General features: G+C 61.3%; 21 protein-coding genes and 1 pseudogene. 8 read left to right on the plus strand and 14 right to left on the minus strand.

All coding sequences use genetic code 11. The features are described from left to right. Nucleotides 1-184: 184 nt before the first annotated feature. From CAF87_RS18750 to CAF87_RS18770, 5 genes are all read left to right on the plus strand, one after another. On the plus strand, nt 185-1,999 hold the full coding sequence (locus CAF87_RS18750) for a glucan biosynthesis protein G (protein WP_085732791.1): 1,815 nt from the start codon (nt 185-187) through the stop codon (nt 1,997-1,999). Next, nucleotides 1,992-4,562 carry a glucans biosynthesis glucosyltransferase MdoH gene (gene mdoH, locus CAF87_RS18755; RefSeq protein WP_085732548.1) on the plus strand — a complete coding sequence of 857 codons (2,571 nt, stop codon included), beginning with the start codon at nt 1,992-1,994 and terminating at the stop codon, nt 4,560-4,562. The genes CAF87_RS18750 and mdoH overlap by 8 nt, the downstream gene beginning before the upstream one ends. A gap of 207 nt (nt 4,563-4,769) precedes the next feature. After that, nucleotides 4,770-5,567 (plus strand): transporter substrate-binding domain-containing protein, encoded by a 798-nt coding sequence (locus CAF87_RS18760; RefSeq protein ID WP_065260936.1) that lies wholly within the window; start codon nt 4,770-4,772, stop codon nt 5,565-5,567. A gap of 136 nt (nt 5,568-5,703) precedes the next feature. After that, nucleotides 5,704-6,663 carry an amino acid ABC transporter permease gene (locus CAF87_RS18765; protein ID WP_085732549.1) on the plus strand — a complete coding sequence of 320 codons (960 nt, stop codon included), beginning with the start codon at nt 5,704-5,706 and terminating at the stop codon, nt 6,661-6,663. After that, nucleotides 6,656-7,390: an amino acid ABC transporter ATP-binding protein gene (locus tag CAF87_RS18770; RefSeq protein WP_085732550.1), complete on the plus strand. Its 735-nt coding sequence runs from the start codon at nt 6,656-6,658 to the stop codon at nt 7,388-7,390. Before CAF87_RS18765 ends, CAF87_RS18770 begins: the two co-directional genes overlap by 8 nt. Nucleotides 7,391-7,444: 54 nt before the next feature. Here CAF87_RS18770 and CAF87_RS29705 read toward each other — a convergent pair whose 3' ends face one another. From CAF87_RS29705 to ubiE, 11 genes and pseudogenes are all read right to left on the minus strand, one after another. Then, nucleotides 7,445-8,317, minus strand: coding sequence for a methyl-accepting chemotaxis protein (locus tag CAF87_RS29705; protein WP_371850981.1), 873 nt, complete (start codon nt 8,315-8,317; stop codon nt 7,445-7,447). Next, nucleotides 8,300-9,361, minus strand: a pseudogene (locus CAF87_RS29710) (methyl-accepting chemotaxis protein); the annotation flags it as partial. The gene CAF87_RS29705 and the pseudogene CAF87_RS29710, both read right to left, overlap by 18 nt. Before the next feature lie 106 nt (nt 9,362-9,467). Then, nucleotides 9,468-10,175 carry a 16S rRNA (uracil(1498)-N(3))-methyltransferase gene (locus CAF87_RS18780; protein ID WP_085732552.1) on the minus strand — a complete coding sequence of 236 codons (708 nt, stop codon included), beginning with the start codon at nt 10,173-10,175 and terminating at the stop codon, nt 9,468-9,470. Then, nucleotides 10,172-10,960: a twin-arginine translocase subunit TatC gene (gene tatC / locus CAF87_RS18785; RefSeq protein ID WP_065261773.1), complete on the minus strand. Its 789-nt coding sequence runs from the start codon at nt 10,958-10,960 to the stop codon at nt 10,172-10,174. Before tatC ends, CAF87_RS18780 begins: the two co-directional genes overlap by 4 nt. Continuing rightward, on the minus strand, nt 10,957-11,421 hold the full coding sequence (gene tatB / locus CAF87_RS18790; RefSeq protein WP_085732553.1) for a Sec-independent protein translocase protein TatB: 465 nt from the start codon (nt 11,419-11,421) through the stop codon (nt 10,957-10,959). Before tatB ends, tatC begins: the two co-directional genes overlap by 4 nt. A gap of 10 nt (nt 11,422-11,431) precedes the next feature. After that, a complete protein-coding gene (locus CAF87_RS18795; RefSeq protein WP_085732554.1) occupies nt 11,432-11,710 on the minus strand; it encodes a twin-arginine translocase TatA/TatE family subunit in 279 nt (92 codons plus the stop codon). Between the two features lie 25 nt (nt 11,711-11,735). Next, nucleotides 11,736-12,068: a phosphoribosyl-ATP diphosphatase gene (locus tag CAF87_RS18800; RefSeq protein ID WP_007952422.1), complete on the minus strand. Its 333-nt coding sequence runs from the start codon at nt 12,066-12,068 to the stop codon at nt 11,736-11,738. Beyond that, nucleotides 12,061-12,462, minus strand: a complete 402-nt coding sequence (gene hisI / locus CAF87_RS18805; protein WP_007909357.1) for a phosphoribosyl-AMP cyclohydrolase — start codon at nt 12,460-12,462, stop codon at nt 12,061-12,063. The genes CAF87_RS18800 and hisI overlap by 8 nt, the downstream gene beginning before the upstream one ends. Before the next feature lie 80 nt (nt 12,463-12,542). Continuing rightward, complete coding sequence (gene ubiB / locus CAF87_RS18810) at nt 12,543-14,147, minus strand: ubiquinone biosynthesis regulatory protein kinase UbiB (RefSeq protein ID WP_085683997.1); 1,605 nt, start codon at nt 14,145-14,147, stop codon at nt 12,543-12,545. Continuing rightward, nucleotides 14,144-14,767: an SCP2 domain-containing protein gene (locus CAF87_RS18815; RefSeq protein ID WP_085732555.1), complete on the minus strand. Its 624-nt coding sequence runs from the start codon at nt 14,765-14,767 to the stop codon at nt 14,144-14,146. Before CAF87_RS18815 ends, ubiB begins: the two co-directional genes overlap by 4 nt. Further along, nucleotides 14,767-15,537 (minus strand): bifunctional demethylmenaquinone methyltransferase/2-methoxy-6-polyprenyl-1,4-benzoquinol methylase UbiE, encoded by a 771-nt coding sequence (gene ubiE, locus CAF87_RS18820; protein ID WP_007952418.1) that lies wholly within the window; start codon nt 15,535-15,537, stop codon nt 14,767-14,769. The genes CAF87_RS18815 and ubiE overlap by 1 nt, the downstream gene beginning before the upstream one ends. A gap of 165 nt (nt 15,538-15,702) precedes the next feature. On the opposite strand from ubiE, the gene CAF87_RS18825 reads away from it, so the two are divergent. The 3 genes from CAF87_RS18825 to CAF87_RS18835 all read left to right on the plus strand — a co-directional run bounded on the left by CAF87_RS18825 (nt 15,703) and on the right by CAF87_RS18835 (nt 17,439). Then, the gene (locus CAF87_RS18825; protein ID WP_085732556.1) at nt 15,703-15,978 is read left to right on the plus strand and encodes a polyhydroxyalkanoic acid system family protein; all 276 of its coding nucleotides are present in this window, start codon (nt 15,703-15,705) and stop codon (nt 15,976-15,978) included. A 161-nt stretch (nt 15,979-16,139) separates the two neighbouring features. Next, nucleotides 16,140-16,562, plus strand: coding sequence for a phasin family protein (locus tag CAF87_RS18830; RefSeq protein ID WP_085732557.1), 423 nt, complete (start codon nt 16,140-16,142; stop codon nt 16,560-16,562). A gap of 10 nt (nt 16,563-16,572) precedes the next feature. After that, complete coding sequence (locus CAF87_RS18835; protein WP_085732558.1) at nt 16,573-17,439, plus strand: phasin family protein; 867 nt, start codon at nt 16,573-16,575, stop codon at nt 17,437-17,439. A gap of 58 nt (nt 17,440-17,497) precedes the next feature. Here the strand turns inward: CAF87_RS18835 and CAF87_RS18840 are convergent, their stop codons facing one another. The 3 genes from CAF87_RS18840 to phaZ all read right to left on the minus strand — a co-directional run bounded on the left by CAF87_RS18840 (nt 17,498) and on the right by phaZ (nt 20,835). Beyond that, nucleotides 17,498-18,118: a TetR/AcrR family transcriptional regulator gene (locus CAF87_RS18840; RefSeq protein ID WP_085732559.1), complete on the minus strand. Its 621-nt coding sequence runs from the start codon at nt 18,116-18,118 to the stop codon at nt 17,498-17,500. Nucleotides 18,119-18,148: 30 nt separating this feature from the next. Then, on the minus strand, nt 18,149-19,831 hold the full coding sequence (phaC, locus tag CAF87_RS18845) for a class II poly(R)-hydroxyalkanoic acid synthase (protein ID WP_085732560.1): 1,683 nt from the start codon (nt 19,829-19,831) through the stop codon (nt 18,149-18,151). A gap of 149 nt (nt 19,832-19,980) precedes the next feature. After that, nucleotides 19,981-20,835 carry a poly(3-hydroxyalkanoate) depolymerase gene (gene phaZ, locus CAF87_RS18850; protein ID WP_085732561.1) on the minus strand — a complete coding sequence of 285 codons (855 nt, stop codon included), beginning with the start codon at nt 20,833-20,835 and terminating at the stop codon, nt 19,981-19,983. Between the last annotated feature and the right edge of the window lie 65 nt (nt 20,836-20,900).

Below are 20,900 nucleotides of genomic sequence, written 5' to 3' on the forward strand. Positions count from 1 at the left end.
CATTTTGACTTAGGTAGAGACTTGTCCGGATCCGATTGGGGAATCATTTTGCCCCAGCGGAGTCGGAACAATGCTCGCCAACTTGGCAAGGGTGCCCTGCAAGGCCGGTATTTTTGTACCGAAAACCTCACAGGCACTTCATCTGGCCGTTGGTTTATTGATCTGTTTTCGGCGAGGGTTGCTCGTGATTGTTAGTCCCTGTAATGCAGCAAAATTGTCTGCCAAACGCTTGCGCAGCGCTCTGGTAGCGGGCTCGGCAGTGCTCTGCCTGCTCAGCGCCGGCCAGCTTTGGGCATTCAATCTTGACGATGTGTCGGCCAAGGCCAAAGAGCTGGCCGGGCAGAAATTCGAAGCCCCGCGCAGCAACCTGCCGAACGAATTCCGTGACATGAAATTCGCGGACTACCAGAAGATTCGTTTCCGCACCGAAAAAGCCGAATGGGCCGACCAGAAGAACCCGTTCAAGCTGTCCTTCTATCATCAGGGCATGCACTTCGATACGCCGGTGAAAATCAACGAAATCACTGCGAACACCGTCGAAGAGATCAAGTACGATCCGAGCCGTTTCGATTTCGGCGATCTGCAGTTCGATCCAAAGGCCACCGAACAACTGGGCTATGCCGGTTTCCGTGTGCTGTACCCGATCAACAAGGCTGACAAGCAAGACGAAATCATGACCATGCTGGGCGCGAGCTACTTCCGTGTCGTCGGCAAGGGGCACACCTACGGTTTGTCGGCCCGTGGCCTGGCCATCGACACCGCTCTGCCGTCCGGCGAAGAATTCCCGCGTTTTCGCGAGTTCTGGATTCAGCAGCCGAAGCCGGGTGACAAGCACCTGGTGATCTTCGCCCTGCTTGATTCGCCGCGCGCCACCGGCGCCTACCGTCTGATCCTGCGTCCGGGCAGCGACACCATCGTCGACGTCAAAGGCCAGATGTACCTGCGTGACAAAGTTGGCAAGCTCGGCGTCGCGCCGCTGACCAGCATGTTCCTGTTCGGTGCCAACCAGCCGTCGAAAGTGCTCAACTACCGCCGCGAACTGCACGACTCCAGCGGTCTGTCGATCCATGCCGGCAATGGCGAGTGGATCTGGCGTCCTCTGAACAACCCTAAACATCTGGCCGTGAGCCAGTTCAGCGTCGAAAACCCGCGTGGTTTCGGTCTGCTGCAACGTGGCCGTGACTTCAGCCACTACGAAGACCTCGACGACCGCTACGACAAGCGTCCAAGCGCTTGGATCGAGCCGAAGGGTGACTGGGGTAAAGGCACCGTCGATCTGGTCGAGATCCCGACCGCCGACGAAACCAACGACAACATCGTTGCGTTCTGGAACCCGGAAAAACTGCCGGAGCCAGGCCAGCCGCTGGACTTCGCGTACCGCATGCACTGGACCATGGACGAAGCGGCGATTCACGCGCCGGACAGTGCCTGGGTCAAGCAGACCCTGCGTTCGACCGGTGACGTCAAGCAGTCGAACCTGATCCGTCAGCCGGATGGCAGCGTGGCCTATCTGGTCGATTTCGAAGGCCCGTCCCTGGCGGCCCTGGCCCCGGATGCGGACGTGCGCAGCCAGGTCAGCGTCGGCGACAACGCCGAACTGGTCGAGAACAGCGTGCGCTACAACCCTGAAACCAAGGGCTGGCGCCTGACCCTGCGGATGAAGATCAAGGACGCGAGCAAGTCGACCGAGATGCGCGCGGCACTGGTGCAGAACATCGTACCTGCCGATCTGGCCAAGACCTCGCTGCCGGCCTCCAACTCCTCGGTTGCCAAGGCCGACAAGGTCGCCGCCAAGCAACAGGAAAAAGCCGACAAGGAAGCCAAGGCCGCCGAAGCCAAACAGGCCGACGCCAAGCCAGCGACAGACGCCAAGGACAAGGCCAACAAAGACGCCAAGCAGCCAGCCGCTGCGGACGCGGCCCCAGCCACACCGGAATCGGCCTCGACTGAAGAAGTCCTGACCGAGACCTGGAGCTATCAGTTGCCTGCCGATGAGTAACTCTCAAGTACAGCCAGAGACTCTGTCCGAGTATCTGGCGCATCTGCCGATGACCGACGAGCAGCGCGCGGAACTCGCGGGCTGCCAGTCCTTCAGCGAATTGCATCAACGCCTGTCGTCCTCGACGTTCGACGCGCCGACCGAAGCCGCCCAGGCTTCGGTGGGCAAGCGCCTGACCCTGAGCACTGCCGAAGAGCTGGAAGACGCGGAAATGCTGGTGCTCGACGCCAGCGGCCGGGTCAGCCTCAAGGCCACGCCGCCGATCCGTCGGACCAAAGTCGTGCCGGAGCCTTGGCGCACCAACATTCTGGTGCGTGGCTGGCGTCGGCTGACCGGCCGGACCAACCCGCCGCAGCCGCCGAAAGACCAGAACGTGCTGCCGGCCGCCCGCTGGCGCACCGTCGGTTCGATCCGTCGCTACATCCTGCTGATCCTGATGCTCGGCCAGACCATCGTCGCCGGCTGGTACATGAAAGGCATCATGCCGTACCAGGGCTGGTCGTTCGTCGATCTGGAAGAAGTCCTGCATCAACCGCTGCTGCAGACCGCCACGCAAGTGCTGCCGTATGCGCTGCAGACCAGCATCCTGATCATGTTCGGGATTCTGTTCTGCTGGGTGTCAGCGGGTTTCTGGACCGCGCTGATGGGCTTCCTCGAGTTGCTCACCGGTCACGATAAATACCGGATCTCCGGTAAAAGCGCTGGCAACGAGCCGATTCCGAAAGATGCGCGCACCGCGTTGGTGATGCCGATCTGCAACGAAGACGTGCCTCGGGTGTTCGCCGGTCTGCGCGCGACCTTCGAGTCGGTCGCGGCGACCGGTGATCTGGACCGTTTCGACTTCTTCGTCCTCAGTGACAGTAACGACACCGATATCTGCGTTGCCGAGCAGCAGGCCTGGCTGGATGTCTGCCGTGAAGCCAAGGGCTTCGGCAAGATCTTCTATCGCCGCCGTCGCCGTCGCGTCAAACGCAAGAGCGGCAACCTCGACGACTTCTGCCGTCGCTGGGGTGGTGACTACAAGTACATGGTCGTGCTCGACGCCGACTCGGTGATGAGCGGCGAGTGCCTGACCAGTCTGGTGCGCCTGATGGAGGCGACTCCGGACGCCGGTATCATCCAGACCGCGCCGCGCGCTTCGGGCATGGACACGCTGTATGCACGCATGCAGCAGTTCGCCACTCGCGTTTACGGCCCGCTGTTCACCGCCGGCCTGCACTTCTGGCAGTTGGGCGAATCCCACTACTGGGGTCACAACGCGATCATCCGCATGAAGCCGTTCATCGACCACTGCGCCTTGGCGCCGTTGCCGGGCAAGGGTGCGTTCTCTGGTGCGATCCTCTCTCACGACTTCGTTGAAGCCGCGCTGATGCGCCGTGCCGGCTGGGGCGTGTGGATTGCCTACGACCTGCCGGGCAGTTACGAAGAACTGCCGCCGAACCTGCTCGACGAGCTCAAGCGTGACCGTCGCTGGTGCCACGGCAACCTGATGAACTTCCGCCTGTTCCTGGTAAAAGGCATGCACCCGGTGCACCGTGCGGTGTTCCTGACTGGCGTGATGTCTTACCTGTCGGCGCCGTTGTGGTTCTTCTTCCTGGTACTGTCTACCGCGCTGCTGGCGGTGAACACCCTGATGGAGCCGCAGTACTTCCTCGAACCGCGCCAGCTCTATCCGCTGTGGCCACAATGGCACCCGGACAAGGCGATCGCGCTGTTCTCGACGACCATCGTGCTGTTGTTCCTGCCGAAACTGTTGAGCATCATCCTGATCTGGGCCAAGGGCGCGAAAGAGTTCGGCGGCAAGTTCAAGGTGACCCTGTCGATGCTGCTGGAGATGCTGTTCTCCATGCTGCTGGCGCCGGTGCGAATGATTTTCCACACCCGTTTCGTCCTCGCCGCGTTCCTCGGCTGGGCCGCGACCTGGAACTCGCCGCAGCGTGATGACGACTCCACGCCATGGAGTGAAGCGGTCAAGCGTCACGGTCCGCAGACCCTGCTGGGCTTCTTCTGGGCGCTGCTGGTGATCTGGCTGAACCCGAGCTTCCTGTGGTGGCTGGTGCCGATCGTCGGCTCATTGATGCTGTCGATTCCGGTGTCGGTGATTTCCAGCCGTGTGGGCCTGGGCCTCAAATCCCGCGACGAGAGCCTGTTCCTCATCCCCGAGGAATACAATCCGCCACAGGCACTGCTGGCCACCGATCAGTACACCCACGAAAACCGCTGGCACGCGCTGAACGACGGCTTCATCCGCGCCGTGGTCGATCCGCAGCAGAACGCCCTGGCGTGCTCACTGGCGACCTCGCGTCACGGTGAGGCCGAGCCGATCGAATGGCTGCGTCAGGAACGTGTGCGTCACGCGATCAAGGTCGGCCCGGCCGGGCTGAATAACCATGATCGCCTGCAACTGCTGAGCGACCCGGTCGCCCTGGCCCGCCTGCACGAGCAGGTGTGGGCCGAAGGTCACGCCGAGTGGCTGGACGCCTGGCGGGCCTCGGTGAAAGCCGATCCCCATGCGCCGCTGCTGCCGCTCAAGCCTGTGAGCTTGCAGGCGCAACCGGCCTGATGAAGAACCCCGCGAAAGCGGGGTTTTTTTTGTTCTCGATAAAGAAGCCCCTCAGCCCGGCCCTTGATTGTTAAACAAATCGTCCATTAAACCTTGTGCAAAAAATCGAGTGCGTTAGCATCCGTCCCCGAATTGGCGCACCCGGACAATCTTGTCCACCTCTGTCGGTTTTCGCGCCGCAAACGCAATGGTTTTGGGGACTTGAAGATGAAGAAGTATCTGTCGATGCTGCTGGTCGGCGTCACGGCACTGGTTGCAGTCAATGCGGCGCAGGCCGGCGCAATCGATGATGCGGTCAAGCGCGGCACATTGAAAGTCGGCATGGACCCGACCTACATGCCATTCGAGATGACCAACAAGCGCGGCGAGATCATCGGTTTCGAAGTCGACATCCTCAAAGCCATGTCCAAGGCCATGGGCGTCAAGCTGGAGCTGGTTTCGACCGGTTACGACGGCATCATCCCGGCGCTGATGACCGACAAGTTCGACATGATCGGCAGCGGCATGACACTGACCCAGGAACGCAACCTGCGCCTGAACTTCAGCGAACCGTTCATCGTGGTCGGCCAGACCCTGCTGATCCGCAAGGAGCTGGAAGGCACCATCAAGTCCTATAAAGACCTGAACACCGCCGACTACCGCATCACCTCCAAGCTCGGCACCACCGGTGAAATGGTCGCCAAGAAGCTGATCGCCAAGGCCAAGTACCACGGCTACGACAACGAGCAGGAAGCCGTGCTCGACGTGGTCAACGGCAAGGCTGACGCTTTCATCTACGACGCGCCGTACAACGTGGTCGCGGTGAACAAGGTCGGCGCCGGCAAGCTGGTGTTCCTCGACAAGCCGTTCACCTACGAGCCGCTGGCCTTCGGTCTGAAGAAGGGTGACTACGACAGCCTCAACTTCATCAACAACTTCCTGCACCAGATCCACGAAGACGGCACCTACGATCGCATCCATGACAAGTGGTTCAAGAGCACCGAGTGGCTCAAGGACATGGAATAAGCGCTGGTCGGACTGACCGCGTCGCGCCCATCGCCAGCAGGCGGGCTTCCACATTGGAATGCGTTTCCCTGTGGGAGCGAGCCTGCTCGCGATAGCGGCTTCCCCGGCGACACAACTTTCGGATTTCGCTAAACCCATGAAACAGAAAAAAGCCCAATGGCCCTGGCACGCGCTGACCGTGCTGGTGCTGGTCGGCCTGGCTGGCGCGCTGTATTACGCCACGTCGCTGATGTCCTACGAATGGCGCTGGAACCGCGTGCCGCAGTACTTCGCCTATCAGGCCGAGGAAACCCAGCGCGCCACCGACATTTCCACCGTCAGCGAACTGGTGCGCAAGGGCGGCAGCGCGCAGGTCACCCTGCGTAACGGTGCCGGTGACGAGCAGCACCTGACCGTCGATGAAAACAGCCTGCAATTCGCTCAGGGCGATGATGTGGCCGAAGGTGACGTCGTGGGTGTAACCCGGCATTGGGCGGCGGGGCCGCTGCTGTGGGGCCTGTGGACGACGCTTTGGCTGTCGGTGGTGTCCGGCGTGCTGGGTCTGTTGATCGGTCTGGCGACCGGGCTGTGCCGCTTGTCGAGCAACCCGACCCTGCGCGACCTGTCGACGATCTATGTCGAACTGGTGCGCGGCACGCCGCTGCTGGTGCAGATCTTCATTTTCTACTTCTTCATCGGCACGGTGATGAACCTGTCCCGGGAGTTCGCCGGGATCGCCGCGCTGTCGCTGTTCACCGGCGCCTACGTGGCAGAAATCATCCGTTCCGGCGTGCAGTCGATTGCCCGTGGCCAGAACGAAGCGGCGCGTTCGCTGGGTCTGAGTGCTGGACAGTCGATGCGCCATGTGGTGTTGCCGCAGGCGTTCAAACGCGTGCTGCCGCCGCTGGCCGGGCAGTTCATCAGTCTGGTGAAAGACACCTCGCTGGTGTCGGTGATTGCGATTACCGAGCTGCTGAAAAGCGGCCGTGAAGTCATCACCACCTCGTTTTCGCCGTTCGAAATCCTGTTCTGCGTGGCCGGCCTGTACCTGTTGATCAACCTGCCGCTGTCGAAAATCGCCAGCCGGCTTGAGCGGAGGCTCGCGCAAAGTGATTGAAGTCCGCGATCTGGTAAAAGTCTTCGACACCCGGGGTCAGGTGGTGCGTGCGGTGGATCGCGTCAGCACCAACGTGGCCAAGGGCGAAGTGCTGGTGGTGCTCGGTCCGTCCGGTTCCGGCAAGTCGACCTTCCTGCGTTGCCTCAATGGTCTGGAGGAATTCGATTCCGGTTCGGTGAGCATCGACGGTCTGCAACTGGCCGACCCGAAAACCGACGTCAACGCCTACCGCCGCGAAGTCGGCATGGTGTTCCAGCATTTCAATCTGTTCCCGCACATGACCGTGCTGGAAAACCTCTGTCTGGCGCAGAAAGTCGTGCGCAAGCGCGGCCAGAAGGAAAGCGAGGCCAAGGCCCTGGCGTTGCTGGAAAAGGTCGGCATCGCCCAGAAGGCCCGCGAATACCCTTCGCGTCTGTCCGGCGGTCAGCAACAGCGCGTGGCGATTGCCCGGGCTCTGGCGATGGACCCGAAGGTCATGCTGTTCGACGAGCCGACCTCGGCCCTCGACCCGGAAATGGTCGGTGAAGTGCTGGACGTGATGAAAAACCTGGCCGTGGAAGGCATGACCATGGTCTGCGTGACCCACGAAATGGGCTTTGCCCGGGAAGTGGCGGATCGGGTGTTGTTCTTCGATCACGGCAAACTGCTGGAAGACGCCTCGCCGGCGGCGTTCTTCGATGCACCGAAGGATCCGCGAGCCCAGGCGTTTTTGCGGCAAGTCCTCTAAACGCAGGACAAAAAAAATCGCAGCCAATGGCTGCGATTTTTTTGTTTGCGCGGTTTACACCTTGAACCGCCCCACCAGCGTTTGCAGGTGAGTGCCCAGGCGCGCCAGCTCGACGCTGGACGCCGCCGTCTCTTCACTCGCCGCCGACGTCTGGTCCGATACATCCCGCACGTTCAACACGCTACGGTTGATCTCCTCGGCCACGGCACTTTGCTGCTCGGCCGCCGCGGCGATTTGCTGGTTCATCGCCTGAATCGCCGAGACGGTGCGGGTGATGCTTTCCAGCGAACCACCGGCACGACGGGTCAGCTCGACGCTGCTGTCGGTCAGGGTGCGGCTGTTGTCCATGATCGTTGCCACTTGCTGGGTGCCGTTCTGGAGGCCGACGATCAGCTCTTCGATTTCTTCGGTGGACTTCTGGGTGCGTTGGGCCAGGCTGCGAACTTCATCGGCAACCACCGCAAAACCACGTCCGGCTTCACCGGCACGGGCGGCCTCGATCGCGGCGTTGAGGGCCAGCAGGTTGGTTTGTTGAGCCACGGACTTGATCACGTCGAGCACGCTGCCGATCTTGTCGCTTTCGCGCTTGAGCTCGCCCATGGCCTCGGTGGAATGGCCGACTTCGGCAGCCAGACGTTCGATCTGGGCAATGGCTTCGCCGACCACTTTGTCGCCTTCGCGGGCCTGTTGGTCAGCGGCGACGGCTGCTTCCGAAGCTTCCTCGGCGTTGCGCGCGACTTCCTGCACGGTGGCAGCCATTTCGTTCATGGCGGTGGCGACCTGATCGGTCTCGATCTTCTGATTGTTCACACCGGCGCTGGTCTGCTCGGTCACGGCCGACAGTTCTTCGGCGGCGCTGGCGATCTGGGTGACGCCGTCGCTGATGCCACCGATCAGTTCGCGCAGACCCTGGGTCATGCTCTGCATCGAACGCTGCAACTGGCCGAGTTCGTCGCGACGCTGGGAGATCAGGTTGTGGGTCAGGTCACCAGCGGCCACGCGCTCGGCGACTTTCAGGGTCTGCTCCAGCGGGATGATGATCTGCCGGGTGATCGCCCAGGCGGCGAGCAGGCCGAAGGCCACGGCCAGCAGGGTGGCGATCAGCAACTGGTTCTTGGCGCTGGCGGCATCGGTGTCACGGACGATGGTCTGGGAGTCGGTGAGCTTCTTGCTGATGTCCATCAACAGGTCGCCTTGGGTCGACATGCGGGCAAGGGCCTTGGCGCTGGCAACCTGCGAATCACGGAACTGGCTGACGGCGGCGCGATAGGCTTTCAGCGACTCGGTAGCCTGTTGCAGGTTGGCGATGTGCTGTTCCGGCAGTTTGGCCGGCAGGGTCTCGAGGTTTTTAAGGGCGTTGTCGATGGCGTCGAGGGCCGGTTGTTCGGCCTCGGCCTTGGCACTGTAGGTGTATCCGCGCACCTGGAAGCGTGCCTGCTGAATCAGCTTGCTGAGGTCGATCACCGCGTTGAACTGGGCAACGCTGTCGCCTTGCAGCATGGATTTCTCGACTTCGGCGACCTTGGCCACGGCGTTGTCAGCGGTGGCGCCGAGCTTGCTGCGGGCATCTTCGCGGTTGGCGCCGGCCTGCACCATGTCGGCGAAGGCGCGTTTGTACTCGGCGACGGCCGCCAGTTGTTGATCGACTTTCGCCGCGTCCGACGGTTGCTCGATCAGGCTGCGAGCGGTTTGCAGGCCGCTGTCGAGTTTGCCGAGCAGGTCGTTGACCGCGCCAGGGCCTTGTTCGCCACGACGCATTTCATAGTCCAGACGCGCCAAACGCAGGTCCTTGGTCAGCTCGTTGAGGCTGGAGATGAAGCCGAGTTTGTCACCGCGGCTGATGATGCCGCTCATGCCGGTCCAGCCGGTGAAGGTGATCAACAGCGTCAGCAGCAGCACCAGGCCGAAACCGATGCCCAGCTTGCGTTTGACGCTGACGTTTCCAAGATTCTCGGCTAACCAACGGTACATGCGACGACTCCCCTCGGACCACTAATTGGACTTATGGAGACTGTATCGGCTGGATGATGGCAATCTGTAACGCAATTTGTCTGGCGCCGAATGGCGCCAGAGCGGTTCAGAACAGGCGGGCGAGCAGGGCAGTGACGGCGGTTTCGACGCGCAGGATGCGATCGCCGAGTTGCACCGGTTGCAGGCCGGACTTGGCCAGCAAGTCGATCTCGTACGGAATCCAGCCACCCTCGGGGCCGATGGCCAGGGTCACCGGTTCGCTCAGGGCTCGCGGGCAGGGCGGGAAGTTGCCCGGATGACCGACCAGGCCGAGGGTGCCGTCGGTGATGGCCGGCAGGCGATCTTCGACGAATGGCTTGAAGCGCTTCTCGATAATGATTTCCGGAAGCACAGTATCGCGGGCCTGCTCGAGGCCGAGGATCAGATTCTCGCGAATCGCTTCCGGCTCGAGAAACGGCGTCTGCCAGAAACTCTTCTCGACGCGATAGCTGTTGACCAGAATCACCTTCGACACGCCCATGGTCGCCACGGTCTGGAACACCCGACGCAGCATCTTCGGGCGTGGCAGGGCGAGTACCAGGGTCAGCGGCAACTTGGCCGGCGGTGGCTGATCGAGTGTGACCCGCAGTTCGGCTTCGCCCGCTTCCAGGCGCAGCAGCTCGGCCGAGCCCATCAACCCGTTGATGCGCCCGACCCGCAGGCTGTCGCCGACTTCCGAGCGATGGACTTCCTGCATGTGGGTCAGGCGCCGATCACGCAGCACGACGCGGTCGGCCGCAATGAAATCGGCCTCTTCGAGCAACAGCAGGTTCATGGCTGGGTCGCTGGCGGCTGGTCGTTGTGGTCGTCGACGGTTTCGTCCGGGCGCTCGCGCTTGCTGACCAGGCTGCCGAACAGGATGCCGACTTCAAACAGCATCCACATCGGTACGGCCAGCAGGGTCTGGGAGAAGATGTCCGGCGGGGTCAGGATCATGCCGACCACGAAGCAGCCGATGATCACGTACGGGCGGATCTTCTTCAGGTATTTGACGTCGACCACGCCGATCCACACCAGCAGCACCACGGCCACCGGGATTTCGAACGCCACGCCGAAGGCGAAGAACAGCGTCATGACGAAATCGAGGTAGCTGGTGATGTCGGTCATCATTTCCACGCCGGCCGGGGTGGCCGAGGCGAAGAACTTGAAGATCAGCGGGAACACGAAGAAGTAGGCGAACGCCATGCCGGTGTAGAACAGCAGGATGCTGGAAATCAGCAACGGCACCGCGACACGCTTCTCGTGCTTGTACAGGCCCGGTGCGATGAAGCCCCAGATCTGATGCAGGATCACCGGGATCGCCAGGAACAGCGACACCATCATCGTCAATTTCAGCGGCGTCAGGAACGGCGACGACACGTCGGTGGCGATCATCGTCGCGCCGGCCGGCAGGTACTGGCGCAGCGGCGTCGAGACGAAGGTGTAGATCTGCTGGGTGAAGGCGAACAGCCCGGCGAAGATGATAAAGATCGCCGCGACGCAACGCAGCAGGCGGGTGCGCAACTCGGTGAGGTGCGAAACCAGCGGCATGTGCTGGTCGTTTTCGGGGAGATCGCTCATGGGGCTCGCGGCGGCAGTGTAGGGTCGTGAGGGGCCGGCGTGGTTGGCCCGGCGGCTGGAGCAACGGGTTCGATCGGTTTCATGACCGGGGCAGTTTCAGCGGCTGCGGCAGAGACGTGTTCGACGCTCGCCGGTGCATGAATCGTTTGCTCTGCGACAGGCGGTGTTGGCGTCTGGTCTGCCGCCGGCTGCACTGGCGTCGGCTCCTGCTGAACCGGTGGCGTGAAGATTTTCCGCGCCTCCTGCTCCAGCGACAGGATGTGTTCGTTGTGCAGTTGCCGACGGATTTCGTCGGCACCGATTTCACGTTCAACTTCCTGTTTGATCGCGTTGAAGCTGCGCTTCAGCCGTCCGACCCACAGGCCGGCGGTGCGTGCAGCACCCGGCAAACGCTCGGGGCCCAGCACCAGCAGGGCAACGAGGCCGACGAGCAGCAGTTCAGAGAAGCTGATACCAAACATTAGTCAGTGCTCACACGTCTTTGCGGATCGGCTCTTCGACTTTCTGCGCCTGCACGTCGATGGTGTGCGGCGGGTTGGCCTGAGCGGTGGCTTGCGGCTGAACCGGCGGTACCGGTTGCGCAGGCGTGACGGTCGGTTCGGCCGGTTTCTCGTCGTCGTTCATGGCCTTGCGAAAGCCCTTGATCGACTCGCCGACGTCGGTGCCGAGGTTTTTCAGTTTCTTGGTGCCGAACACCAGCACCACGACAACCAGAATGACGATCCAGTGTTTCCAGTCAAAAATGCCCATGTTGCTGTTCCTCTCTAAAAGTTGTTCAGGCGGACGGACGCGAGGCTTTCTCGACGTGTCCGGACAGGCCGAAGCGACGATCCAGTTCGTCGAGTACAGCCTGCGGATGCTGCCCCAGCTGGGCGAGCATGACCATGCTGTGGAACCACAGGTCGGCGGTCTCGTAGATCACGTCGCTGCAGTCACCGCTGACGGCGGCGTCCTTGGCGGCAATGATCGTTTCGACCGACTCTTCGCCGACCTTTTCCAGAATCTTGTTCAGGCCCTTGTGATACAGACTAGCTACATATGAGCTGTCGGCAGCAGCGCCCTTGCGCTCTTCCAGCACCTGAGCGAGGCGGGTCAGGGTGTCACTCATGTTTGTGTCCTGCGGAATAGATTGCGTGCGGGTCTTTCAGGACCGGGTCGACCGTTTTCCAGTCGCCGTTTTCGAATACGCGGTAGAAGCAGCTCTGACGGCCGGTATGGCAAGCGATGTCGCCAATCTGTTCGACCATCAGGATGATCACGTCGGCGTCGCAGTCCAGACGCATTTCATGCAGCGTCTGTACGTGGCCGGACTCTTCGCCCTTGCGCCACAGCTTGCCACGGGAACGTGACCAATAGATGGCACGGTTTTCCGCCGCAGTCAGCTCCAGGGCTTCGCGGTTCATCCAGGCCATCATCAGCACGCGTCCGGTCTTGTGATCCTGGGCAATCGCCGGCACCAGGCCATCGGCGTCCCACTTGATCTCGTCCAGCCAGTTTTTCATCTTCGACTCCGACAGCGAACCCACACTTCAATAGTCGGGTTCAGGCGTTGAAACAGTGTGCCAGCCGATCACGGAACTGGCTATCGGCGAACGACCAGATACAAGCCGACTGCCACCATGATCCCGGCAGGCCAATGCCCCAGTTCATTCAGCGGGCCACCGGCGGCGAGGATCGTGCCGCCCGCCAGATGGGCGCTGCCGAGCAGGCGCAGGAACCAGTCGTCCTTGCGCTTTTTCCATGGCGGCGGTGGGTCGTTGGCGTGGGGCTGGGACATGCGCTCGAGCAGGTCGCGGGCCATGTTGGCCAGGTGCGGCAGTTGTTCGAACTGGCTCTGCACGTTGCCGATCAAGGCTTTCGGGCTGACACGCTCGCGCATCCAGCGTTCGAGGAACGGCTGCGCGGTGTTCCACAGATCCAGATCCGGGTACAGCTGACGGCCCAGGCCTTCGATGTTCAACAAGGTCTTTTGCAGCAACACGAGTTGCGGCTGCACTTCCATATTGAAACGGCGCGCGGTCTGGAACAGGCGCATCAGCACCTGGCCAAATGAAATATCTTTTAACGGTTTTTCGAAGATCGGTTCGCACACGGTACGGATCGCCGCTTCGAATTCGTTGAGTTTGGTTTCTGCCGGCACCCAGCCCGAATCGATGTGCAATTGCGCCACGCGGCGGTAGTCGCGCTTGAAGAAGGCGAACAGGTTACGCGCCAGGTAATCCTGGTCTTCCGGGGTCAGGCTGCCGACGATACCGCAGTCGATCGCGATGTACTGCGGGCTCCACGGGTTGACGGTGCTGACGAAGATGTTGCCCGGGTGCATGTCGGCGTGGAAAAAACTGTCGCGGAACACCTGGGTGAAGAAGATCTCCACGCCACGTTCGGCAAGCATTTTCATGTCGGTGCGCTGGTCGGCGAGGGTCGCCAGATCCGTCACCTGAATCCCGTAGATGCGCTCCATTACCAGCACTTTCGGCCGGCACCAGTCCCAGTAGACCTGTGGCACGTAGAGCAGCGGCGAGCCTTCGAAGTTACGCTTCAACTGGCTGGCGTTGGCCGCCTCGCGCAGCAAATCGAGTTCGTCGTAGATGGTTTTTTCGTAGTCGCTGACCACGTCCACCGGGTGCAGCAGGCGGGCGTCGGCGGAGACCTTTTCGGCCGCGCGGGCGAGGATGAACAGCCACGCAAGGTCCTGGGCGATCACCGGTTTCAGGCCCGGACGGATCACCTTGACCACCACTTCTTCACCGGTCTTCAGTTGTGCGGCGTGTACCTGCGCCACCGAGGCCGAGGCCAGTGGTTCGACGTCGAAGCGGCTGAACACTTCGCTGATCTTCTTGCCCAGTTGCTCTTCGATCAGTTTGACCGACAGCTGCGAATCGAACGGCGGCACGCGGTCCTGCAACAACATCAGCTCATCGGCGATGTCTTCCGGCAGCAGGTCGCGGCGGGTCGAGAGGATCTGCCCGAACTTGATGAAGATCGGCCCCAGATCCTGCAAGGCCAGGCGCAGGCGTGCACCACGGCTGAGGTCCAGCGGCTTGCGCGGGAACCAGCGCCACGGCAGTACATAGCGCAGCGCCAGCAGGAACCAAGGCAAGGGCAGATCGAACAGCAGATCATCGAGGCGGTAGCGGATCACGACGCGCTGGATGCGCAACAGACGGCGGACGGCGAGCAGCTTCATGCGTTATCGCTTGGGTCGAGGGATCGGGAAAGGCGCTCGAAGCGCGCCTCGAGACGTTCCAGATCGAGTTTGATCCGGTCCAGTTCGCTGAAGCGGGCTTCGGCTTCGCGCTGCCCGACGAGGGTGCGCGATTCTTCGGCCAGGTATTCGGCGAGATTCTGGTTGAGGCTGGCAAATCCTTGTTGATACCAGCGGGCGCGGCTGCGCAGGTGACCGCCGATCAGTTGCGTGGCGACCGGTCCCAGCCAGCGCGAGAGTTCGTACTCCCAGTCCAGCTCCAGATCCTGCAGGACTCCCGCCAGCTCCAGCAGCACGCCGCTGTCGCCGTCGAGTTCGACTTCCGGTGCGTGCAGCACCGCGGTCTTGTCCTTGCTCAGGGCCAGTTTCACCAGGCTCGAGGCCGGGGCGCGCAGGGTGCAGTCGACGCCGGTTTCCCAGTGGGATGCCAGCATCAGGCCTTCGTCGCTCGGCAGGATGAACAGTTGCAGCGCCGGGCTGCGGCAATCCACGGCAATCACTTTGCCGGTCAGGTGCGCCAGTCTTGGCAGCGCCGTGCTGTCGAGACGCAGCACACGGTTGAGGCCGAGTTCGACGCTGGCGAGCAGCCCGGTCAGCAGCATCAGGGTTTGATGCCGCGGTGCAGGGCGACGATGCCTGCGGTCATGTTGTGATAGGTCACGCGGTCGAAACCGGCATCAACCATCATCGACTTCAGGGTTTCCTGATTCGGGTGCATGCGGATCGATTCGGCCAGGTAGCGATAGCTTTCCGAGTCGTTGGTGATCAGCTTGCCCATCAGCGGCATGAAGGCGAACGAGTAGGCGTCATAGGCCTTGGACATCAGCGCGTTGGTCGGCTTGGAGAATTCCAGCACCAGCAGGCGACCGCCGGGCTTGAGCACGCGCAGCATCGAACGCAGGGCGTCCTCTTTATGCGTCACGTTGCGCAGGCCGAAGGCGATGGTCACACAGTCGAAATGGTTGTCCGGGAACGGCAGTTTTTCCGCGTCGGCCTGGACGAACTCGACGTTGCCCGAAACACCGACATCCAGCAGGCGGTCACGACCGACCTTGAGCATGGATTCGTTGATGTCCGCGAGAACGACCTGACCGGTCGGGCCGACCAGGTGCGAGAATTTCTTGGTCAGGTCGCCGGTGCCGCCGGCGATGTCCAGCACGCGGTTGCCGGCGCGCACGCCCGACAGTTCGATTGCGAAGCGCTTCCACAGACGGTGCATGCCGCCCGACAGAAGGTCGTTCATCAGGTCGTACTTGGCGGCCACGGAGTGGAACACCTCAGCGACTTTTTCCGCTTTCTGGCTTTCCGGAACGTTTTTGAAGCCGAAGTGAGTGGTGGGTTCGGCATCGCTGCCTTTGCGCTGATCAGTCATATCGCTGTCACCAAAAGAGAATGCGCGACATTCTAATCCCCAAGCCATGCTTTGTCTTGGAGTGGCTAAAGGTAAGATGGGCAACCTTCGGGACGATTTGCCGCAGTGGCGGTCAAGATTCGTTGCAGGCATTCATAGCCCCATTCAAAAAGCAGGAGTCATTCAATGGCCCATATCAGTGTTGAGCGTGCCCACAGCCTGGGCAAGGAAGTTGCCCGCGAGAAAGCCGACAAACTGGCGCAGAAACTGTCCGATCAATATGGCCTTGAGCCGCAGTGGTCGGGCGATACCCTGAACCTCAAGCGTTCGGGTGTGAAGGGCGCGGTGCATGTGGCCGAGAATTCGATCCGGGTCGACGTGGAACTGGGCCTGATGATGTCGGCCATGAGCGGCATGATCAAAGCCGAGATCGAGAAAGCGCTGGACAAGGCGCTGGTCTGAAAAGAACAGAGGGGGAGCTTCGGGCTCCCCTTTTTCTGTGTGGTGCACCTGCCTTTTATGTCAGTTGTTAGGGTGCCGTTTCTAATTTTTCTCCCTACTTTGTGCCTGAGCCCGACACACGTCCGGGCAGTTCCTCAAACCTTCTGCGCGTGAGGTGCACCATGGCCAAAGTTATTTTGAAGAAAAAAATCGACGCCTCGACTTCTGCTTTGAGCGACGTCAAATCCTATGCCCGCAAGATCTGGCTGGCAGGCCTGGGTGCCTACACCAAGGTCGGTCAGGAGGGCAGCGAGTACTTTCAGGAGTTGATCAAGGCTGGTCAAACTGTTGAAAAGAAAGGCAAAAAAGCCGTCACCGAAAAACTCGAAGCGGCCAACGCCGAGATCGATGAAGCCAAGCACGAAGTCAGCTCTTTCAAAGGCCGCGTCGAAGTTCAGCTCGACAAGGTTGAGAAGGCGTTCGACACGCGTGTCGCCAGTGCCTTGAATCGTATCGGCATTCCGTCTAAACATGACGTTGAGGCACTCTCTGCTAAGCTCGATGAGCTGACGGCATTGCTCGAACGCGTCGCGCGTAAATCTTAAGGAGAACGGGATGGCTGGTAAAAAGAACACCGATAAAGAAGGCAGCTCGTGGATCGGAAAAGTCGAAGACTATTCCCGCAAGATCTGGCTGGCTGGTTTAGGCGTGTACTCGAAGATCGACACTGACGGCAGCAAGCTCTTCGATACATTGGTCAAAGACGGCGAGAAAGCCGAGAAGCTCACCAAGGCTGCAGTCGGCAAGAAAGTCGATGCTGCCAAGGATTCTGCAAGCTCGGCAAAATCGCGCATCAGCGGCGTGAAAGATCGCGCTCTGGGCACCTGGGATCAACTGGAAGGGGCTTTCGACAAGCGTCTGAACAGTGCGATCTCGCGCCTGGGCGTACCGAGCCGCAACGAGGTGAAGGATCTGCACAAGAAGGTCGATACCCTGACCAAACAGATCGAAAAACTCACCGGCCTGAAAGCTCAGCCTGTCGCGGCCAAAACCGCAGCAGCCAAACCGGCGGCAAAACCTGCTGCCAAACCGTTGACTAAGGCTGCCGCGAAACCTGCAGCAAAACCAGCGGCCAAAACTGCAGCAGCCAAGCCAGCAGCGAAAGCCGCGGCCAAACCGGTTGCCGCCAAGGCCGCCGCCAAACCTGCTACAAAACCTGCTGCAAAACCAGCGGCCAAGCCAGCAGCGAAAACCGCTGCCGCCAAACCCGCTGCCAAGCCTGCCGCCAAACCGGCTGCGGCGAAAAAACCGGCAGTGAAAAAAACGGCCGCGCCGAAAGCCGCTGCGCCGAAAGCTGCTGCACCAAAACCGGTGACCACACCGCAAGCACTGGCCAGCACGTCGAACTCCGCCTCGGCTCCAACCCCGGCGCCAGTTTCGACTGTTGCATCGACGCCGTCGACGCCGACCAGTCAGTCCTGATTTTCAGGGCACAAGAAAACGCCCGGCCTCTGAAGGTCGGGCGTTTTTGTTTGTGCGGTCACTCGTGATCTTCGAGGTATTGTAGCGCCATCCGCTCCGTCGCCACCTTCACCGGCGGCAACAGGTGCGGCGCCACCAGCATCATGATCTGGTAAACCACCAGCCGTACCTCGCCCTCGCGATCGAGAATCCGCTGATAGTCCAGCGAGAACAGCAAGGTCATGGTGATCTGCTCCACCAGTTGCCCCAGCGCCTGGGTGTCACTGATCAACTGTCCCGAGGCCTTCAACCGCGCCAGCAGTGACGCCAGCGTGCGCTTCAGGACGTTGAGAAAGTTGCGGATGCCCTTGGCGAGTTTCGGCAGGCGTCCGGCCAGGTTCGACAGGTCCTGGAACAGGAACCGGTACTGCGCCAGCCGTTCGACGATCAGGTGCAGGAACAGCCAGTAATCCTCCGGTGCCAGTTCGACATCCGCAGGTGGGTCGAGCAGTGGCGCCAGCTCGTTCTGGAAACGCTCGAACAGCCCGAGAATCAGCGGCTCCTTGCCGTGGAAGTGGTAGTAGAGGTTGCCCGGGCTTATCCCCATTTCGTTGGCAACCTCCATAGTGGAGACGTTCGGCTCGCCCTTCTCGTTGAACAACTGCAGGGCACATTCGAGGATCCGTTCGCTTGTTTTCATCCAGTCTTCTTAATGGGCGGTTGGGGCCGGTCAGCGCACGCGCACGTAAGTGCCGGGCGCCGCCTCCATCGGTGGATAGTTCGCGTTGCCAAGGGCCATCTGGGTTTCGCGCAGGGTGCCGGAGCGCTGCTGGACCCATTCCAGCCACTGCGGCCACCAACTGCCGTCGACCTTTTTCGCGTCGTAGTACCAGGCGCGCGGGTCGCTGCTCATCTTGCCGTTTTCGACGTAGTTGGCCTTGGGGTTGCTCGGCGGGTTGAGAATGCTCTGGACGTGGCCGCTATTGGACAGCACGAAGCGCCGCTCCCCACCCAGCAGCAGGGTCGAGCGATACACCGCGTCCCATGGCGTGATGTGGTCGTTCATGCCGGCCACGCTAAAACTGTCGACCGTGACTTTCTGCAGGTCGATCGGCGTGCCGCAGACTTCCAGGCCGCCCGAATGAATCAGCGGGTTGTGCTTGAAGAAGTCCAGCAGATCACCGTGAAACGCGGCGGGCAGGCGGGTGCTGTCGTTGTTCCAGTAGAGGATGTCGAACGCTGGCGGCTCCTTGCCCAGCAGGTAGTTGTTGACGAAGTAGCTCCAGATCAGATCGTTGGGGCGCATCCAGGCGAACACCTTGGCCATGTCGCGACCGTCCAGCACGCCTTTCTGATAGGAGCGGCGCTTGGCCGCTTCGAGGGTCTGTTCATCGGCGAACAAAGTGGCTGGAGAGTCGATCTGACTGTCGAGCAGGCTCACCAGATAGGTCGCGCTGGAGACCCGCCGCAACTGTCGCTTGGCCTGCAAGTGCCCCTGCAGCGCAGCGATGGTCAGCCCGCCGGCGCAGGCACCCATCAGGTTGACCTCGCGGGCACCGGTGATCGCGCGGCAGATGTTCATTGCTTCTTCCACGGCCTCGACGTAGGTCGACAGGCCCCATTCGCGATGACGAACGTCCGGATTGCGCCAACTGATCATGAAGGTCTGCAAGCTGTTCTTCAGGGCGTACTGGACGAAACTGTTGCTCGGGCTCAGGTCGAAAATGTAGTACTTGTTGATTTGCGGCGGCACCACCAGCAGCGGTTTCGAATACTGCTTTTCGCTCATCGGCTTGTACTGGATCAGCTCGAGCAGTTCATTGCGAAACACCACCGAACCGGTGGTAGTGGCGACAGTCTTGCCGACTTCGAAAGCTTGTTTGGTCACCTGGCGCGGCAGGCCGTCGTTGTGCAGCAGGTCATCGAACAGATGACTCAGGCCACGCACCAGACTGTGGCCGCCGGAGTTGAACAGCTCCTTGATCGCCAGCGGATTGAGCAACGTGTTGGAGGGCGCCACGGCGTCGTTGATCAGGGAGAAAGCGAAGTGCGCACGGGCGCGATCGTCATCGCTCATGCTGCTTTCGTCGATCCAGCTCTTCACCTGTTTCTGCCAGCTCAGATAGGCCTGCAGGCTTCGGCGATAGAACGGATTGAGGCTCCAGGCCGGATCGGCGAATCGGCTGTCATTGGGGTTGGTCGGATGCAGGGTTTCACCGAGCAGCACGCGTCCGAGCGCGCCGCCGAGTTTCAATGCGTGTTTCGCGCTGTGGATCGGGTTGCGCAGGCCATGGGCGGCGACGCTGCGCAACGTCGAAATCAGATCGCGGCCACGCAGGCCGGTCATTGCACTCTGTGCATTGATGAACACGGCAGGACTGGGCACTACGCCCGTCGCTGGTTTGTCGCGCATGACTCAACACTCCTTCGTCTTCAGGTCAAAAACAAACACACCGAACCAGAACACCATAGACGCTGTTGCGGCTTGTTGCCTGCGCGGCGTCCTGCCACGCACGTTGAAAAGCTCTGCAAGGAGCTGTCCAGAAAACCGGACCGGGCCGGTTATCCGCCCAGCGGTGTCGGGTGGGGGTGCATCACTGCGCGAAGACGTTCCTCCTGGAGGAACTTCATGATGATCGGTGCCACTGCTTCGGCCCGGGTGATCAGGAACAGATGACCATCATCGATGATGTGCAACTGGGCGTTGGGAATCCGCCAGGCCAGCATGCGCATGTTGATCAGCGGGATCAGCGGATCGTCGTCACCGGCCAGCACCAGGGTCGGCTGATGGATCTTGTGCAGCCAGTGAATGCTGGTCCAGCCAAGGCCCGCGAACAGTTGCCAGTAGTAGCCGAGCTTGCCCGCCGAACGCACCTTGGCCGCATGGCTGGCAGCGAGCGTCGGGTCGCGACGGAACGAGCCGCCGTAGATCATCGGGGCGATGCGGATCACATGGGACGGCTGGATGTAGCGCCGTGGACTGGCCATCATCCACAGCACCTTCGGCTTGCCCGGCACCATCACCGCACCCGCCGCCGTCGCTGCCAGTACCAGCTTCTTGCAGCGCTCGGGATAGTCATAGGCGAACTGCTGTGCCAGCGCGCCACCCCAGGACACACCAATCACATTGACCTGTCCGTAGTCGAGGTAGTCGAGCATCCGTGCTGTGAGCTTGGCCAGTCCCGGAAAGCGATACGGCCGTCTCGGCGTCGAAGACCCCCCGACACCGGGCACGTCGAAGGCGATCACTTCCAGGTCCGGATCCAGCGCCGCGACAAAAGGAAACACCAGCTCCAGGTTGGCGCCGATGCCGTTGAAAATCAGCAAGGGCGTCAAGTGAGGCTTGCCGGGGCGTACGGCGGTCCGGATGGTCTGGCCATCCAGCTCGACGGTACGAAAGATGAACGGTTGCGGCATGCTTCAGGGCCCTGTGGGTCGCAATCTCAGTGTTCACCTCACTCCCCGCAGGGAGTGAGGTGTCT

The sequence above is a fragment of the Pseudomonas sp. R38(2017) genome, from assembly GCF_002112395.1.
In the GTDB taxonomy this organism is placed as follows: Bacteria; Pseudomonadota; Gammaproteobacteria; order Pseudomonadales; family Pseudomonadaceae; genus Aquipseudomonas.